Origin of the sequence: Streptomyces sp. NPDC051214, from assembly GCF_040682375.1 — a bacterium.
In the GTDB taxonomy this organism is placed as follows: Bacteria; Actinomycetota; Actinomycetes; order Streptomycetales; family Streptomycetaceae; genus Streptomyces.
This window is the reverse complement of record NZ_JBFBAT010000005.1, coordinates 184,165-201,890: the sequence shown is the minus strand read 5'-3', so window position 1 is coordinate 201,890 and position 17,726 is coordinate 184,165. Positions and strand designations below refer to the sequence as shown.

12 protein-coding genes are annotated in these 17,726 nt (G+C 71.1%); 4 read left to right on the top strand and 8 right to left on the bottom strand.

The features are described 5' to 3' along the window. Nucleotides 1–16: 16 nt before the first annotated feature. The 6 genes from AB0M70_RS14840 to AB0M70_RS14815 all read right to left on the bottom strand — a co-directional run bounded on the left by AB0M70_RS14840 (nucleotide 17) and on the right by AB0M70_RS14815 (nucleotide 5,469). Nucleotides 17–433 carry an ATP-binding protein gene (locus AB0M70_RS14840; protein WP_365820162.1) on the bottom strand — a complete coding sequence of 139 codons (417 nt, stop codon included), beginning with the start codon at nucleotides 431–433 and terminating at the stop codon, nucleotides 17–19. A 155-nt stretch (nucleotides 434–588) separates the two neighbouring features. Then, the gene (locus AB0M70_RS14835; protein ID WP_365820160.1) at nucleotides 589–975 is read right to left on the bottom strand and encodes a (deoxy)nucleoside triphosphate pyrophosphohydrolase; all 387 of its coding nucleotides are present in this window, start codon (nucleotides 973–975) and stop codon (nucleotides 589–591) included. A gap of 18 nt (nucleotides 976–993) precedes the next feature. Beyond that, complete coding sequence (locus tag AB0M70_RS14830) at nucleotides 994–1,179, bottom strand: SPOR domain-containing protein (protein WP_365820158.1); 186 nt, start codon at nucleotides 1,177–1,179, stop codon at nucleotides 994–996. Nucleotides 1,180–1,394: 215 nt separating this feature from the next. Next, nucleotides 1,395–3,089, bottom strand: coding sequence for a hypothetical protein (locus AB0M70_RS14825; protein ID WP_365820156.1), 1,695 nt, complete (start codon nucleotides 3,087–3,089; stop codon nucleotides 1,395–1,397). Between the two features lie 178 nt (nucleotides 3,090–3,267). Beyond that, nucleotides 3,268–4,020 (bottom strand): GntR family transcriptional regulator, encoded by a 753-nt coding sequence (locus tag AB0M70_RS14820; RefSeq protein ID WP_365820154.1) that lies wholly within the window; start codon nucleotides 4,018–4,020, stop codon nucleotides 3,268–3,270. A 183-nt stretch (nucleotides 4,021–4,203) separates the two neighbouring features. Then, nucleotides 4,204–5,469, bottom strand: a complete 1,266-nt coding sequence (locus tag AB0M70_RS14815) for an alpha/beta hydrolase (protein ID WP_365820152.1) — start codon at nucleotides 5,467–5,469, stop codon at nucleotides 4,204–4,206. 196 nt (nucleotides 5,470–5,665) lie between these two features. Between AB0M70_RS14815 and AB0M70_RS14810 the strand changes: the two genes are divergently transcribed. Next, entirely contained in the window at nucleotides 5,666–6,871 is a 1,206-nt protein-coding gene (locus AB0M70_RS14810) for a serpin family protein (protein WP_365820150.1), read from the top strand. Nucleotides 6,872–6,905: 34 nt separating this feature from the next. Here the strand turns inward: AB0M70_RS14810 and AB0M70_RS14805 are convergent, their stop codons facing one another. Then, nucleotides 6,906–8,480 (bottom strand): S8 family serine peptidase, encoded by a 1,575-nt coding sequence (locus tag AB0M70_RS14805; protein WP_365820148.1) that lies wholly within the window; start codon nucleotides 8,478–8,480, stop codon nucleotides 6,906–6,908. Nucleotides 8,481–8,743: 263 nt separating this feature from the next. On the opposite strand from AB0M70_RS14805, the gene AB0M70_RS14800 reads away from it, so the two are divergent. The 3 genes from AB0M70_RS14800 (at nucleotide 8,744) to fxsT (ending at nucleotide 15,771) form a co-directional block, all read left to right on the top strand. Next, a complete protein-coding gene (locus AB0M70_RS14800; protein WP_365820146.1) occupies nucleotides 8,744–9,850 on the top strand; it encodes a threonine synthase in 1,107 nt (368 codons plus the stop codon). 203 nt (nucleotides 9,851–10,053) lie between these two features. Continuing rightward, nucleotides 10,054–11,541, top strand: a complete 1,488-nt coding sequence (locus AB0M70_RS14795) for a hypothetical protein (protein WP_365820144.1) — start codon at nucleotides 10,054–10,056, stop codon at nucleotides 11,539–11,541. A 330-nt stretch (nucleotides 11,542–11,871) separates the two neighbouring features. Beyond that, nucleotides 11,872–15,771 (top strand): FxSxx-COOH system tetratricopeptide repeat protein, encoded by a 3,900-nt coding sequence (gene fxsT, locus AB0M70_RS14790; protein WP_365820142.1) that lies wholly within the window; start codon nucleotides 11,872–11,874, stop codon nucleotides 15,769–15,771. 33 nt (nucleotides 15,772–15,804) lie between these two features. Here fxsT and AB0M70_RS14785 read toward each other — a convergent pair whose 3' ends face one another. Continuing rightward, nucleotides 15,805–17,694, bottom strand: coding sequence for an HEXXH motif domain-containing protein (locus AB0M70_RS14785; RefSeq protein WP_365820140.1), 1,890 nt, complete (start codon nucleotides 17,692–17,694; stop codon nucleotides 15,805–15,807). Between the last annotated feature and the right edge of the window lie 32 nt (nucleotides 17,695–17,726).

Below are 17,726 nucleotides of genomic sequence, written 5' to 3'. Positions count from 1 at the left end.
TCACGCTGCCAGTCTTCTAACCCGGCAGCACCAGCTCGAACCACACCGTCTTCCCCGTCTTCCCCGTCCTGCCCTGTCGCGTCCCCCAGCGCCGCGAGGCGCGGGCCACCAACTGGATACCCCTGCCCCCCTCGTCATCAGGCGCGGCGTCGCGCTCCCGGGGCGGGTCGGGCAGCGGATCGGAGACCTCGACGAGGAGTGTGCCCAGGGGTCCGGGCCGGCGTTCGAGCCGTACTCCGATGGGGCCCGAGGCATGCCGCAGGGAGTTGGTCACCAGTTCGCTCACGAGGAGGACGGTGACATCACCGAGGGCGGCGAGGCCCCAGGCTCCCAGCTGCTTGCGGACGACGGCACGGGCCATGCGCACGGCGCCCGGGTCCGCGGGAAAATCCCACTCGGCGCAGTCGCCTTCGGTGTCGATCACGCCGATCACTTCCAGACCAGCAACAGCGGACCCTTGTCCGGTTTCATGGGGTTAATGGGCACATACCCGATATCCCGCCGGAATTACCGCTTACCAAGGCGCACTGTGGCACGAACGGCGTAGGTGGGGCTCAAGTGCGGGAAGACATCACCTCGCGCGCTCCCCTAGCCGCACCCGGTCACGGCCGCCACCGCCGGAATGTCCGCGTCCAGCCAAGGGACCGACCAGACCTCGTCCGGCGAGAGCCAGCGCAGTTCGTCGTGGTCCTCCAGGGGCTCGGGCGCTCCGGAGCGGAGCTTCGCCGTCCACACCCACATGACGTACCCCGGCTTGAGCGGCCATTCGCCCGGCACGCGCGCGACCGGCTCGGCGTCGACGCCCAGTTCCTCGCGCAGCTCCCGCACCAGGGCTTCCTCGGGGCGCTCGCCGGGCTCGACCTTCCCGCCGGGCAGTTCCCAGCGGCCCGCGAGCTCGGGGGGCGCGCTGCGCCGAGCCGCGAGCAGGCGTCCGTCGTCGTACAGGGCGGCGCCCACCACGATCCGTTCCGTCATGCGGCGGAGCCTATGCGGTCAGTGCGCGCTGCCGTTCTGGCTCAGCTTCTCCACCCAGTACAGCTGCTTGTGGCCGTCGTCGTCGAGGCTGTGCGCGATCTTCTCGGCCTCGGCCTTCGTCGCGTACCTGCCCACCCTGTAGCGGTTGCCGTTGTCGTCCTGGCGTATCACGAACCAGGGCAGTACGACCGTTCCGTCATTCATCGCGCCCCTCCGCTCGCCGCCCTCGGCGCGCGCCACGCCTCGATCAGTAAGGAAACCGCAATCCGCATATGCCCGAGCCTACGCCCGACCTTTACTCAGCGGATACGACTTTGCACAAAGAGGTACGCAATTGGCCAACGTCGAGGGGGCGCACTCTGTCGAGTGCGCCCCCTGGTGACAACGGGCCGACGGTGCGAGCCGGCCTACGCCCCGCGTCAGTCGGCCCGCACCGTCGGCATCGGCATGAGCACCGGCGTACTCGACGGCGCCGTACGGCAGACGTCGCCGCACTCCGCGTCCAGCGAACAGCAAAGCGAGCAGATCGGGCCCGACTGCACGGGGCAGTCCGCGATGTCGGGAAGCTCGTACGCCGTCTCGCAGACACCGCACGCGTACATGGCCGTCACGTCGGGGACGTCGACGTGCGGGCCGTTCACCGGATTCGGACGCGCCAGGTAGTACTTGCCCTTGGTCGCCCAGGCGATCAGCGGGCACAGGATCAGGGCCAGGCCGGCCGCGATGAACGTCGAGAAGGCTTCCGCGTACTGACCGAAAAGGCCGAAGAAGGCCAGGATCGACACCACCGAAGCGATCACCATCGAACCGAAGCCCGCCGGGTTCACCGCGTACAGATAGGCCCTCTTGAACTCGATGTACGGGGGGCTCCAGCCCATCCTCTTGTTGATGACGAGGTCGGCGGCGACGGCCACGATCCACGCGATGCCGACGTTCGAGTAGAAGCCGAGCAGCTTGTTGAGGGCCGCGAACATGTTCATCTCCATCAGCGTCAGCGCGATGGCGAGATTGAGGAAGATGTACCAGACGCGGCCCGGGTGCCGGTGCGTGATGCGGGAGAAGAAGTTCGACCAGGACAGCGAGCCGCTGTAGGCGTTGGTCACGTTGATCTTTATCTGCGAGACGATCACGAAGAGGGCCGCCGCGGGCAGCGCAAAGGAACCGAGCCAGGGTTTCAGGGCCTCGATCTGCGGGGCGATCGGCTCCAGCGCGTGCGTCCTGCCCACGGCTTCGAGCGCGGCGAACGCCAGAAGCGCGCCGCCCAGCTGCTTGGCCGCGCCGATGACGACCCAGCCGGGGCCCGCCGCGAGAACGGCCAGATTCCAACGCCTCTTGTTCTGCTCGGTCTTGGCCGGCATGAAGCGCAGATAGTCCGCCTGCTCGCCGATCTGGGCGATGAGCGAGAGCGCGACGCCCGTGCCGAGCCCGAAGGCCACCCAGGAGAAGCCGCTGCCCGCCCCCTCGGTGCCTCCGAAGGAGCCGAAGGCGCCCCAGGCGTCCGGCGCCTCGAAGGCGAGCACCACGAAGGGCAGCACCATGCCGATGAGCCAGATCGGCTGCGTCCAGGCCTGCACCTTGGCCAGGGCGCCCATGCCGCGGAAGACGATCGGGATCACGATGAGGGTGGTGATCAAGTAGCCGATCTCCACCGGGAGTCCGACGGCCTGGTGCATGGCCTGGGCCATGATCGAGCCTTCGAGCGCGAAGAAGATGAACGTGAAGGAGGCGTAGATCAGCGACGTCAGCGTCGATCCGAAGTAGCCGAAGCCCGCGCCGCGGGTGACCAGGTCCATGTCCAGGCCGTACTTGGCGCAGGCCCGCGCGATCGGGATACCGGTGACGAAGATGATCGTCGCGGCACACAGGATCGAGGCGAGTCCGCTGGTGAAGCCGTAGGTGAAGACGATGGATGCGCCGATCGCGAAGTCCGCGAGATAGGCGATGCCGCCGAGTGCGGTCGACGCCACCATCGTCGGCGACCAGCGCCGGAAGGAGTGCGGCGCGTACCGCAGGGAGTAGTCCTCGCGGCTCTCGTCGGCCGCCATCTTCGCGTAACTGCGCTTGGGTGGTGGTCCTGCGGCTGCGCTGGTGTCGCGGGTGGCCGTATCCGTCATGAGGGTTCCTGTCGTCCGACCGGATTGCGGGTACGGGCGACGAAGCTAGGAGCCGTACATGACAAGACATCACAGGGCCTGATTGCTCCGGCGTTACGGAAGCGGGGCGGGCGTTAACTCGCGATCACGGCAGGCGGACGCGTCCGTCCGGCATGCGGGCGTACGCCGGAGCGCCCGGTCATTTCACCGGCAGGTGGTATGCGATGCGATACCGGTCCGCGGGGACCACGATGTCGGCCGTCTCGACCGGCTTGCCCGATGCGTAGTACGTCCGCTGGACGACGATCACCACATGGCCGGGGACACCGCCGAGCGCCATGAGCTCCTCCGCAAGCCCCGGGCGCGCGCCGACCTCCTCCGCGACGTTGTCCACGACCACGTCGATGGCCGCCATGCGCTCGACCACTCCACAGCCGCCCAGCGGCCCCTCCTCGGGGAGCATCACCGGAGTGCGTCCGGTCACGGCGAGGGGCTCCCAGGAGGTGGAGAGCATCATCACCTCGCCCGCGTCGCGGTAGACGTACTTGGTGCACATCGCGCGGTCGCCCGCGCGGATGCCCAGCCGCTCGGCGATCGCACTGGCCGCCTCCACCTGCTCGCTGCGGGACTCCCAGGTGCCGCGCGCGCCGTCCTCCGCCTGCTCCTGACGGAACGGCGTGGAGCCGCCGGAGGCCCGATAGCCGGTGCGTGCCACACGGCGGGGCACGGGGCGCTCGCGCACGTACGTGCCCGAGCCGGAACGTCCTTCTACCAGGCCCTCGGCCATCAGGACCTTGCGTGCCTCGAGGGCGACCGTGTCCGACACCCCGTACTCCTCGCGGATCCTGGCCTGCGAGGGGAGTCGGGTGTGCGGCGGCAGCGAACCGTCGACGATCTTCTTGCGGAGATCACCCGCGACACGCAGATACGCCGGCTGTTCACCGAAAGTCACTGGCCACTCCCATCAGGTTGACAGACAGCAACAGCCTGGCAACCGTGGGTTGTTGGCCGCAACCCAAGGCCAAGGAATCACCCGAAGTGATGATTTTGAGGTGCCCAGGTCTTTACACAGGGGCTTTCCGCAGCTATGGCGATCACCCTTCCGGGACACCCGGGACACCTCACGAGGCGGGGCTCAGGCGCTCTCGCCCCGGATGGCGAGGAAGCGGGCGACCGCCGATCGCGCGATCTGACTCCCCCAGCCACCCCAGTTCACGTCGAAACAGTGGTCCGCCCAGGGGAGTTCGACGTACGTCGCAGGGGCCCCCACGGCATCGAGCCGCCGCGCCAGCTCGCGCGCCTGCGCCACCGGCACCGCCCGGTCCGCGCTGCCGTGCAGCAGCAGCGTGGGCGGCACATCCGTCCGTACGAGCTTCGCGGGCGAACCCAGGAGGTATCGGGCGGGGACGGCCTTGGCCGAACCGCCCATCAGACGCGGGATCATGGGGTCGCCGCGCAGCGCGGTCCCCGCGATGAGGCGACCCATGTCGGTCGGCCCGTAGAGGGAGATCACCCCGGCGACGGAGCTGTCACGCACCGCACAGGATGACGGGACGCGGTCATCACCCTCCGTGTAGGCGGCCGCGAGCGCGAGGTTGCCGCCCGCCGAACTGCCCGCGAGGACCAGGCGGTCGGGATCAATGCCGAACACGCGCGCGTGGCGCCGCACCCAGCCCACGGCGCACTTCACGTCGCCGATCTGGTCGAGCTGGGTCACGTGGGGCGCGAGCCGGTAGTCGATGTCGAAGACCGACCAGCCCCGCGCGTTGAACCAGCGGTTCCATGCCGGGCTCTGACCCCGATGCCCCTTGTTCCAGCCTCCCCCGTGCACCCAGACCACGGCCGGATGCCGCACGCCGTCCCGCTTCGGCAGGGTCCAGAGGTCCAGCTTTCCGCGCCGCTCACCGATGCGCGCGTAACGGCGGGTGCGGTCGCCGTCGGGGGCCTTGGCGTAGTTGACGCCCTCGAAGTAGTCCCCGGGGGCCAGGGATTGCCCGTGCTCCTCGGCGGTGCGGTACGCGGCGGCGTAGGGCATGACGCCGTACACGAGCGCGACGAAGGCGGTCAGCACGGCCATGCCCGCGCACCAGGGATACCGCCGCCCCGCGGCCACTCCGGCGACCAGGCCGAGGACCGCGGGCGGCACGATCACGAGCCCCCAGGAGGTGATCGCTCCCGCGACGAGCACCAGCAGGGAGATGCGGGGCAGCGGGGCCGCGACGAGCACGACCAGAGCGGCGTTCAGGAGAGCGACGACGACGAGAAGCCCGCGGGAGAGGTGCGCGACACACGAACGCCTGGTCCCGTTCCTGACGTTGCGGCTGCCCCTTGGGGAAGAGTCCGGCGCCGCGGGCCTCGGACCTCGCCGGCCGGCGACGGTCGGCGTCACGACGGTCGTCACGCCGAAGAACTATCACAGAAGCGGACAAAAGGCCCTTAAGCTGAGTGGTTGAGTGGCCGCGCCTATCCACGAGTACGGTGCTCCAGACGCGAACGGGCCGGTCGCGAACGGGTTGGTCGGGAACGGACCAGTCGGAAACGGGCCGGTCGTCGCGAGGAGGCCGCGCATCGCGTGCGGCGCCAAGCGGGGGGATCACATGGCCATATCCGCCGTCACGGTGAGAGCCGTCAACAGGCTGACCGCGCGCTGGGCCGACACGGCCCCCGCGCACAGCGGCACCGTCTTCTCCGCGGCGGGCGTATGGCCCCTGCTGGCCTTCCTGGCGGCCGGAGCGCACGGCGAGGCCCGGTCCGAGCTGACCGAGGCCGTCGGGCTCCCGGCGGACCACGCGGCGGGCGCGGGGCGGCACATGCTGGCATCGGTCGACGCGATGCGGGGCGTGGACGCGGCCATCGGGCTGTGGACCAAGCGCACCCTGGAGCTGCGCGAGCAGTGGTCGGCAGACCTCCCCCTGGCGGCGCTCGGCGTACTCACCGGGGATTCCCGAGCGGACGCGGCGGCTCTGGACGCGTGGGCGTCGAAGCGCACCGGGGGTCAGATCGACCGCATGCCCCTCCGCCCCGACGACGACGCGGAGTTCGTCCTCGCCAGCGCGCTGGCCCTGCGCACGGAGTGGTTCCGGCCCTTCACCGAGGGCGCTCTGTGGCCCGAGAGCGGACCGTGGTCGGGCCGCGAGCTCGCGTCCCTGTACCGCACCACGTCACTCCTCGACCGCGTCGGCGTCGCCGAGACCCCGGCCGGGCCCGTCACCGAGCTGAAGGTCATCGGCGACACCGGAGTCGACGTCCATCTCCTCCTCGGGGAGGAGCGGATGAGCCCCGGACAGGTCCTCGGCGCGGGCGTCGACATCCTCGCGCGCACGCGTGCGGTGCTCCCCGGCCCGCGACTGCCCTACGGGGACGTCGGCCCCGGACTGAGCGTGCGCAAGGTGCGCTGCACGCGCCCCATGCCTTCGGCCCTGAACGTCACCACTGTGCCGTTCACGCTGTCGGCGCGGCACGACCTGCTGGCCCACAGCCCGCTGTTCGGCCTGACCACGGCCACGACGGACACGGCTGACGGCCACTTCTCCGGCATCAGCCCGCTCCCGCTGACGGTCAGGAAGGGCGCGCAGGCGGCGACCGCCACCTTCGGAGCACTCGGTTTCCGGGCCGCGGCGGTCACGGCCTTCGAGGCGTGCGCCTCGGGCATCCCCGAAGAGCGCTACCTCACCACCGATGTCGACGCCGTCTTCGACCGCCCCTTCGGCTTCCTCGCCGTCCACCGCACCTCGCGCCTCGTCCTCGCGGCGGGCTGGGTCGCCGACCCGGAGCCGTTTCGCGAGGACGAGGTGGGGAGCTAGAGGAGGGCACTCAGAGAGTCACCCAAGGGAGCCCTCAGAACTGCAGCGCCCAGGAGTCGATCTTCCCGGTGTCCCGCGCCGCGTTGTCGCTCACCCGCAGCTTCCACGTCCCGTTGGCCGTCTCCGAGGAGGCGTTCACCGAGTACGTGGTGTTGATGTCGTCCGAACTGCCGCCGGTCCCGTAGCCCTTCAGCGTGTACGCGGTGCCGTCGGGCGCGATCAGCTGCACCTGGAGGTCACCCACGTAGGTGTGCTTGATGGCGACCGGCACGCTCAGGGCGGCGGGGGCGGAGCCCGGGACGCCGCTCACGGTGACCGGTGATTCGACCGTGGCGTTGTCGTTGATCGCGTAGTCGGTCGTGTTCTCGAACTTGGGGCCCGGGGGGTTGGTCGAGCCGGGACCCACGTTCAGGAGGCGGTTGGGCGAACCCGACCCGGGGCTGGTGACGACGCCCGTGGAGGCCGCCGCGACCAGCGCCGCGGAGACCTGCGCCGGGGTCGCCGTGCGGTTGTCGGCGAGGTAGAGCGCCGCGGCGCCCGCGGTGTGCGGGGACGCCATCGACGTACCGGAGATCGTGTTCGTCGCGCTGTCGCTGCTGTTCCAGGCCGAGGTGATGGACGAGCCCGGCGCGAACAGGTCGAGGACGCTGCCGAAGTTGGAGTAGCTCGCCTTGGCGTCGGTGCTCGTGGTGGCGCCGACCGTGATGGCCTCGGTCACGCGCGCGGGAGAGCGCGTGGAGGCGTTGACGGATTCGTTGCCCGCCGCGACCGCGAAGGTGATGCCGGAGGCGACGGCGTTGCGGACGGCCGCGTCCAGGGCGCTGTCGGCGCCGCCGCCGAGCGACATGTTCGCGACGGCGGGCTTCACCGCGTTCTGGGTGACCCAGTCGATGCCGGCGACGACCTGCGCGGTGGTGCCCGAGCCCTGGTTGTTCAGGACGCGCACGCCGACGATCTTCGCCTTCTTGGCGACGCCGTGCAGGGTTCCGCCGACCGTGCCCGCGACGTGCGTGCCGTGGCCGTGGCCGTCCTGTGCGGTGTTGTCGTTGTCGATCGCGTCGTATCCGTAGGAAGCACGGCCACCGAAGTCGCTGTGGCTGATGCGGACGCCGGTGTCGATGACGTACGCCGTGACGCCCTCACCGGCGGAGTCCGGATAGGTGTACGAGTTGTTCAGCGGGAGCGTCTTCTGGTCGATGCGGTCCAGGCCCCAGGACGGCGGGTTCGGCTGGGTGGCGTCGACCGTGAACGTGCGGTTCTGCACGACGGACTCGACCGCCGGGTCCGCGGCGAACTTCCTGGCCTCGGCCGCGGAGAGCTCGACCGCGTAGCCGTTGAGCGCCTTCTTGTACGTGCGCTTGATCTCGGCGCCGTACTCCTCGGCCAGCGCCTTGCCCGCCTTGGAGCCCGCCTTCGCGGCATCCTCGTCGAGACTGACTATGTAGCTGCCCGGTATCGCGCCGGGGACCCCGGCGTTCTCGACGGTGCCTTCGGCCTGACCCGGCTGAGCCGCCGCCGGGAGGGCGGAGACGAGGCCGAGGGCGAGGGCTGCGACCGCTGTCGCGCTGATCCCGGCCATTCTTCGGCGGGTATGACGCATCACTGCCATCTGAGGGGTCCTCCTCAATAGGTGGCGCGCTGGTGGGGGGTGGTGCCGGTGGTGCTCACGTGCACGACGGCAGGCACAGGGAAGGCAGGGGCATGTCAATTCGACGGCGTCAATGCGACGGCGATCCACCTGCTCTTGCCTCCGTCGGGACGAAAGATTGGCGGACCCATAGGAATCTCACAAGGGTCAGGACCGGACGTAACATGACCGCCACGCACCCGTCATGACACATCAGCCCCAACTGCCCCAACTAGCCTGCGTACATGACAGCATTGCCGGATTGTTTCTGCCCCACCGACGGAACCCGCGTCCCCGCGGGCACGCTCGCCTGGTGCTGCCCCGTCTGCCGTGGCCCGCTCGACCTGGACTTCTCCCCCAATCCCGCATCGCTGAAATCGTTGAACGGAAGGGTCAATTCCCTGTGGCGGTACGCGGAGTCCCTGCCGCTGCCCGCCCCCGCTTTCTCGCTCGGCGAGGGCCGCACACCCCTCGTACCGCTGGATGGCGCGATCTCGGCCAAGCTCGACTTCCTGATGCCGACGCTCTCCTTCAAGGACCGCGGCGCGGTCATGCTCGCCGCCCTCGCACAGCGGCTCGCCCCGGATCGGGTGATCGCCGACAGCAGCGGCAACGCGGGCACGGCGGTCGCCGCGTACTGCGCGCGGGCCGGACTGCCCTGCACGGTGTACGTCCCCGAGGGCACGTCACCGAAGAAGCTGGAGCAGATCGGAGCGCACGGCGCGCGCCTCGAGGTCGTCCCCGGCGACCGCGAGAAGACGGCCTGGACGGCCCGGACGGCCGCCGACGAGCCGGGCACCTTCTACGCCTCGCACGTCCACAACCCCTACTTCCTGCACGGCACCAAGACGTACGTCCACGAGCTCTGGGAAGACCTGGGCGGCCGCCTCCCGGACGCCCTCGTCCTGCCCGTGGGCAACGGCACCCTGCTGCTCGGCGCGGTCCTCGCGGTACGGGAACTGCACGCGGCGGGCCTGATCGCGAAGGCGCCCACGCTGTACGCCGTGCAGGCCGCCGCGGTCGCCCCGCTGGCCGAGGCCTGGCGCGCGGGAGCCGACGAGCCCCTGGGGAACACCCCGGCGGCGCCCACGCTCGCGGAGGGCATCGCGATCCCGCGCCCGCCCCGGGCCCGGCAGATCCTGCGGGCCGTACGCGGCTTCGGCGGCGGTTTCCTGACGGTCACGGAGGACCAGATCCGCTCCGCCCAACGTGACCTGGCGAGCCGGGGGTTGTTCGTGGAGGCCACCGGGGTCGCGTGCTGGGCGGCCGTACGGGACGGCGCGCTGGGCGAGCGGAGCGCGGTGGTGCCGCTGTGCGGGGCGGGCCTGAAATCAGGACTGGCGGGCACCTGAGCGCGCCGCGAACTGGACTCGCACACAGAGGAGTTGACAGTGCACGTCCAATGGTCACAGCTCAGCCCGCGAATGGCCGGAGGCCTGCCCTGAGCTGGGCTCTGGCCGTACGCTTGTCGCCACCATCGATTTGACGGTGCCGCACCACGGATTCACATGAGTGCTGACTGCTGGCTGCTGGTGGCGATCGGGAGGTCACGGGGGTGGAAGGGCGCAGCCCGGCGAGGGTTCGCAACGAATTGGTCGCCGACATCGTCGACGTACTGCAGGATTCGAGCACGGTACGACAGGAGAACAGCGCCGACCTATGGGTGCGCATGCTGAGCGACGAGCTGGCATCCCCCGTGGACCCCTTGCGCAACGCGGCGCTGCGGCCCTGGCTGCTGCAGCTGGTGGAGCACTGCGCGCAGGTCCCTGACGGCCTCACGAGTCTGGTGCGCTGCCTGCAGTATCTGGAGCAGCAGTCCTCCGCGATTCTGTCGCTGCGGCGGCTCGTGGACGAATGGGAGGCCGTGGAGTTCTTCGACGGCGCCGACCTGCATCCTTTGCAGCCGATCCTGCGGGACATGCGCTCGTCCGCAGGGCTCGCCACGCTCGCCCGGCGCGCCAGCCGGTCGCGCACGCAGGAATTGCCCGCGTGGTGCGACACGGGATGGGCAGTCTTCCTACGACTGGCCGGCGACAACACCGCCGCGAAGGAACTCCCCGTCAGCATGGCGTTCCTGGCCCTGGCCGCCGAACGGCTCGTGGAGGACGGACAGATGGAGGCTGCGGAGGACCTGCGTCGCTGGAACCGTCAGCAGGCCAGGGCCTGGGGGCTCGAGGAGCAGATCGCCGACTGGCAGCGCAGCGGCCTGGCCCAGCAGGCCCCGCCGCCCATGGTGCCCGCGTACCTGATGATCCAGTTCGAGCCCGACGGAGTGGATCCCGACCGCTATTTCCTCTCGCACTGGCGCCAGTCGGACGCCGAGGGCTGGCATCCCGTGCCGGGCGAGACCCTGCATCTGCACCGCGACGAGCTGCCCGCCGAGGTCGAGGTCCTCATCGAGCAGACCGAGGAGCGCTGGGCGGACCTGAGGCAACCTGTCGTCCTGGAATTCATCCTCCCGTGGGAATTGCTGGGGGAGCCCGTGGAGTGGTGGCACAAGGAGTCCTCCTCCTCGTCGCCGACACCCCTGGTGATGGACTACGCCGTGCTCATCCGGTCCTTCGAACGCCTCCGGAAAGCCGCCTGGCACCGCCCCTGGCACAAGAAGTGGCGCCAGCTCAAGGAACAGCCCGCCGACAGCCACTCGTACATCAACCCTCCCGGTCAGTCGCACTTCCACCTGGAGCGCGAACTGAAGGAGGACGACCACGCGGTCTGCCTGGTCCTGAGCCAACCGCCCGGCACCGACTGCCCGGCCAGCCACCAGGAGTTCATGGCCGGCCTGCGGGCGGGTGTGCCCGCGATGATCTGGCACCGCGGCGACTGCGGTGACCCCGCGTTCAAGGAAGCGGTCGCCGAGATGGTCCAGGACCGGGGCCTGTCCAGCCTGGTGACGCGCGCCGGGAATTGGCGCAAGGAGGCTCTGGCGCTGGGACCCGAGGGCTGGGACAACCACGTCGGACGCCACCTCGCGATCCTGCTCGACGACCCGGAACGCAGACCCGGGCCACCGGGCCCCGACCGTGCGCCGGTGACGAGTTGAACGGGCCCCGCCGACCACAGGCCCAGGTCCGCGAACCCACCGAGCGGCTCCTCCCCGCCGAGCGGCCCCTTCCCGCCCGGCGCACGCAGTCGCGGGCCGGGCGCACGCATGTACGAGCGGGGAGCACGACGCATTCCGCCGCAGGCACGACTTACCCGGCCGAAGGCGTGACTTCTAGCACGATTTCCGTGCGCCCCGGCCCATGCCGCCGTACCCCCTTGCTTGCAGTACGGGCGCACTGTCACGCTGCGCTTGTGGATGTCACGCACGCCCGCGCTCTGCGGGACTCCGCACAACTGTCCAGGCCGCCTCGACGCCTTGAGGGCGCATATGCATGACGACGGAGGGCAGCGGGGACCGGCTACGCGGGCACGACGTGAGGCCGCGTCCGTCCTCGGCCGACTCGGCCGCGCCAGGTCCGGCCGGGCCGGCGGACAGGAGCGCGCCGAAGCGGTCCTCGTCCTCGACGGCCATCTGACCATGAAGGTCTGGGACCAGGCGGTCGACGACCTGGTCGGTGAGCTGAAGCGCGGCGGGGACTTCGCGCGCGTACGCGTCCTGCGCCTGCGCGGCACCGACGAGACCGACCCCGCCCGGGTCAGCCCCGAGGAACCGCTCGGCGGCATCACGGACACCCGCCGCGTGATCCTCGTCCTGACCGACGGCCTCGCGGCCGGCTGGCGGTCGGGCGCCGTCATGCCCCTGCTGCGTGCCTGGGGCCGCACCTGCCCGGTCGCCGTGGTGCACGTGCTCCCCCAGCAGCTGTGGTTCCGCACTGGCCTCGACGTCTGCCGGGTGCGGTTGCGCGCCGCTCACCCCTGGGCGGCCAACAGCGAGCTCGACTGGGAGCTGCGCGAGGCGCCGGTCGAGTCGCGCGACCCGGGCGAGCCGGGGGTCGAGGGGGACACGGTCCTCGTGCCGGTCCTGGCCCTGACCAACCGCTGGGCCGAGGCGTGGACCCAGCTCCTCACGGGCCCCGAGCCGCAGTGGCTCGAGATGTCCGCCGTCCGGGCGCGGGAGTGGAAACGCAGGCCCGACGCCGCGCGCGCCCTGCCCTGGACGAACGACGTGCCCGACCCGCGCAGCACGGTGCCCGCGTCGGAGCGCGTGTCGGACTTCCGCGCGGGCGCCTCTCCCACGGCCTTCACGCTGGCGACGCGCTTAGCGGCCGTACCGCTCAGCCTCCCCCTCATCTGGAAAGTCCTGGAGACCACGCCGGGAGCGGGCCCGGTGCACGCCTCCGAGCTCCTGCTGAGCGGCCTCGTCCGGCCCAGCGGGGAACAGGGCGACGACATCACGGACGTGACGTTCTCCTTCGCCCCCGACATCCGCGAGGAGCTCCTTGCCCTCGGCCGCCGCAGCGACACGGCGAGAATCCTGCACGACGTACGCGCGTTACTGGCGGCCGACGGCACGGAGACCCCCTCGCTGCTCCCCTCCCCCGCCGAACCGCTGGACACCCTGGCCATGCCCCGGGTGAACAGCCGGAACATCGACTTCCTGCGCGTGGAACTCGCCGCGCTGAGGGCACTCTCCGGACGTTTCATGCAGCGCGCCGCCCTGCTGGCAGGGGTACTTGGCTGGCACGATCGTCGATACGCCGTCAGCCTGGAGAAAAGCGGTCAGACCCCCGTCTCTCGGCCCCATCCCGAAGGAGCATTGGTGATGTCGACTACGCCCCAGCAAACGATCGAGGGGGACCGCACATCACTGCCGCGCGTTTGGGGAAATCTGCCGCCCCGCAACCCGAACTTCACCGGTCGCGCGGAGCTGCTCGAACTGCTCGGGGAGCGTCTGCGCGAAGGCACGACCACGGTCCTTCCCGAGGCGATCCACGGCATGGGCGGCGTGGGCAAGACCCAGCTCGCCATCGAGTACGCGTATCGCCATCAGAGTGAGTACGACATCGTCTGGTGGATTCCCTCCGAGCGGCCCGGCCAGATCGGTCAGGCGCTCGTGGAACTGGCCGGGCGCCTGGGCCTGGAGACCAGCACCGAGGCGAACATCGCGGGCCCCGCGGTGCGTGAGGCACTGCGCGAGGGCCGGCCGTACTCCCGCTGGCTGCTGATCTTCGACAACGCCGACAACCCCGAGCAGGTACGCCACTACTTCCCCACCGGCGGCAACGGCACGATCCTGGTCACCTCCCGCAACAGGCGGTGGGGCCTGGTCGGCGGCTCACTCGAGGTGGACGTCTTCACCCGCGAGGAGAGCAAGGAACTCCTGCGCCACTCCGGACCGCCCCTCCAGGAGGACGAGGCCGACCGTCTCGCCGAGGCCCTCGGAGACCTGCCGCTCGCTCTGGAGCAGGCGGCCGCGTGGCGTGCGGAGACGGGCATGCCCGCTTCGGAGTATCTGCGCCTCTTCGAGAACAAGCGGACCGAGCTTCTCGAGACGTCCCCTCCCCCGGACTACCAACTGCCGGTCGCGGCCGCGTGGAACGTCTCCCTCGACCACCTGGAGACCCGCAGCCCCTCGGCCCTGCGCCTGCTGCAGCTCTGCTCGTACTTCGCCCCGGACCCGATCTCCCGGTCCATCTTCTCCGGCCTCGGGAACAGCAGCATCTTCCCCGAGCTCGACGCGACCCTGAACGACCCGATGCGGCTCGCGCGCGCCATAAGGGAAGTGAACCGCTACTCCCTCGCCCGCATCGACCACCGTACGAACTCCATCGAGATGCACCGTCTCGTGCAGCTCGTCCTGAACAACCGCATGTCCCCCGAGGAGCAGGCCCGGATGCGGCACGGGGCGCACACCCTGCTGGCCGCGGCGGACCCCAAGTCGCCGGTCGCCCCGGCCAACTGGCCCAAGTACGCGGAGCTCTACAGCCACGTCATCGCGTCCGACGCGGTCAAGTCGGACCAGCCCTGGGTGCGCCAGCTCGTCCTGAACGTCGCCCTGTACCTCTACCACTGGGGCGACCACGACGTGGCGCTCGACTTCTCCGAGCGGGCCTGGCAGACCTGGCGGGACGTCTTCGGCGAGGAAGACCAGATGACGCTCATCATGGGGCAGCGGCTGGGCTTCTTCTACTGGGCCGTCGGCCGCCACCGCGAGGCCGCGGCCCTGGTCGCCGAGATCAGGGCGATCTACGAGCGCACGGCGCCGACCGACCGTGAGGACTCCCGGGAAGACGCCCTGGACGCGATCAACCTCGAGGCGGCCGTGCGCCGTGTCGAAGGCGACTTCGCCCTCGGCGCCCAGCTGGACGCCACGGTGTACGAGCGGGCGCGCAGGGCCTTCGGTGAGGAGGACCCGACCACCCTCAACACCGCCCACAACCTCGCGGTGAGCCTGCGTCTGATGGGCGAGTACCGCCAGGCGTACGAACTCGACCAGCAGACCCTGGCGTTGAAGCTGCGCGTCCTCGGCCAGGACCACCAGCAGACGCTGCACACCGAGCTCAACGTCGCCATCGACATGCGCGAGACAGGGGACTACGTCGGCGCACGGGCCCGCCATGAGGCCGTCATGATGGCCTATCGCGAGGTCTTCGGCCGCGGGAACCCCGCCGCCATCGGCACGGTGCGCCAGCTCAGCGAGGCCTGCCGCAAGGAGGGCGACCACGCCAGGTCCCTGGAGATGGCCCTCGACGCCAGCTCACGCTTCACCCGCAGGTACGGCGACAACCACCCCCAGTCGCTCTCCGCCGCCCTGACCCTGTCCATCGCCCTGCGCGAGAACGGCGACCTCCAGGCGGCCCGTGAGCGCGGCGTCAAGGCCTGCCAGGGGTACCGCGAGATCTTCAATCCGAGCCACCCGCACGTCCTGTCCGCGGACATCGACCTCGCGGTGACGTTGCGTCTGCTCGGCAGGGCCGACGAGGCGCGCCGGCTCGACGAAGCGGCCCTGTCCTCGCTCACCGAACGGCTCGGCCCCGCCCACCCCATCGCGCTGGCCTGCGCCATCAACCTGGCCAGCGACCTGGCCGCGCTCGGCGACCACGACGCGGCGCGCGTGCTCGGTGAGGCGACCCTCGAGCGCTGCCGTGCCACGCTCGGCGAGGACCACCCGACCACGCTGGCCTGCGCCGTGAACCTGGCGACGGACCTCGTGGCGGTGGGCGAGGAGGCCGACGGAAACACCTTGCGGGCCGACACGATCGCACGGATGGAGCGCGTGCTCGACGAGCCCCGGCTCCGCTCGGAGAACGCCGCCCCGCACCCGGCCACCGTCCAGGCCAAGGCAGGACAGCGGGCCAACTGCGACATCGACCCGGTTCCGCTGTAACCGGCCCCGGCGGGGGCCCGCGCCCCCGCCGCGCTAGTCCAGGTCCGTCTCGCCCGGCCCGAGCCCCAGCCACGTGGCGAGCTCCACGGGATCGGCGCCCCGCCCCGTGGCGTGCTCCAGCGCGCTCTGTACGGCGCGCGCCCGCTCCGGGTGGTGGCGCAGCAGGCGGGAGGCGTCCCTGTGCTCGGTGGCCCCGGCCAGGGCCCTGCCGAGCCCCGCCCAGGCGTCGGACGCCGTCTCCTTGCCCGCGAGTTGGGTGACGAAGGCCTCCCGCGCCCCGCTCAGGTCACCCCGCGCGAGCAGCAGGTCGGCGGCGGTGACGCCCTCGATGTCGCTCGGATCGGCCGCCGGGGCGCCGAGGCGGTAGCGGGCCAGGACGGCGGCGGTGTCCAGGTAGCGGGTGTCGGCGACCGGGGCGAGTTCGGGCGGCGCGGCGAGCGCGGCGGGAGGCCGTGCGTCCCCTCGCCGCCAGGCCTCCACCGCGTCCTGAACGGCCGCGGCGGGCGGCCGCAGGTGGTGGGCCCGCCAGCGGGCGCGGTGGTCGGCCGCGACCTCCTGTGCCAGCGCCAGTTCGGCGGGCGGCACGGGCTCGGCCATCCACTCCTCGCACCTCTCGCGCAGTGTGCCGAGGAGCCGCCGCCCCAGGGCGGTCAGACGGTCGTGGCGGTGGACGAGATCCACGGTCGACGACACCTGGGCGCGCCAGAGAGCGAACTCGAAGTGGGCCATCGGGGCGTACGCGGCATCGGCCGCATGCCGGTGGACGGACCAGAACCGGGCCACACCGGCGAAGGCGTAGATCCCCTGGAGCAGCCCGCCCAGCGGCCGCGGATCGTCCCGCCAGGGAGCGTAGAAGAGCTGCTCCGGCGCCCCCGGCGGTGCCGACGGTTCGCTCAGCGGCCCCAGATGGATCAGGCCGCCCAGCTTGGTGTGCTGGAACTCGTGCACCAGCGTCGCGGCGAGCTGTGCCACGTCGTCGGGACGCGACGCCATGACGCCGCCGAACGCGTCCCCGGCCGTGACGCTGTGCGGCCGGTATCTCTCCCTGGCCGGGGTGGGCGCGAGCGACATCAGACCGACGCGCATCGCCTCCGTGCTCTGCGGCTCGTCGCGCCGCAGGATCTCCCACGCGCCGGTGAGCAGCTCCTGCCAGGTCCGCGCCTCATCGGCGGACAGGAGGCGGGGCGGGCTCGGGTGCGGGAACGTGCGATAGGGGTCCAACTCGTCGAGCAGCAGGACCTTCCCGGGGCCTGTCGGCTCCAGCTCAAGTCGGCGCACCGCGTGCCAGCCCGGCGCCGAACGGGACCACTCGGGCCCGGCCGTCACCGTCTCCCGGCCCGCGGTGATCCGCAGCCGCCCCTCCCGCGCGTCGACCTGGGCCGTACCCCACGGCTCGGCCGCGTCCGCGAACACCGCGCACCCCAGAGTAGGCAGCGGCACCCGGCCGTGGCGTACCGGAACGGTCAGGGAGAAGTCGAGGCCGGCCCGCGCGCCGACGGCGGCGGCAAGCGCCGAAAGGTGCCCCGCGACCACCCACAGGGGCGCGTCCTCGTACGCCGTCGCGCCGCGCAGCCTGCGCAGGGCGAGCGACAGCCACATGCCGGTCTGCGGGCTCATCAGGATGTTTTCGAACACCCGGGGCGCGCGCTGTTGGGTGCGCGCGAGCAGCGTCCAGGCCGCCCGGTGCGCCATGGGGGCCGTCCCCGCGGGATGCGGCGGGTCACCCTCGCCCAGGCTGTCGGCGAGGGCCCGCACCAGCAGCAGACGGCGGCTGCGCTCGGCGGTGAGGAGCTCCTCCACCGCCGCGCCGCCGCCCTCGCCCCGCGCGAGAGCGAGAACGCTCGGCGCCGAGAGCCGGTGGAACGCCAGGCCCTTCGTCGCCGTGCGCCCGTCCGACATGGCCGCCCCACGGCTATCCGACATGGGTGCTCCACGGCGCGGCGAGGGCCGCGGCC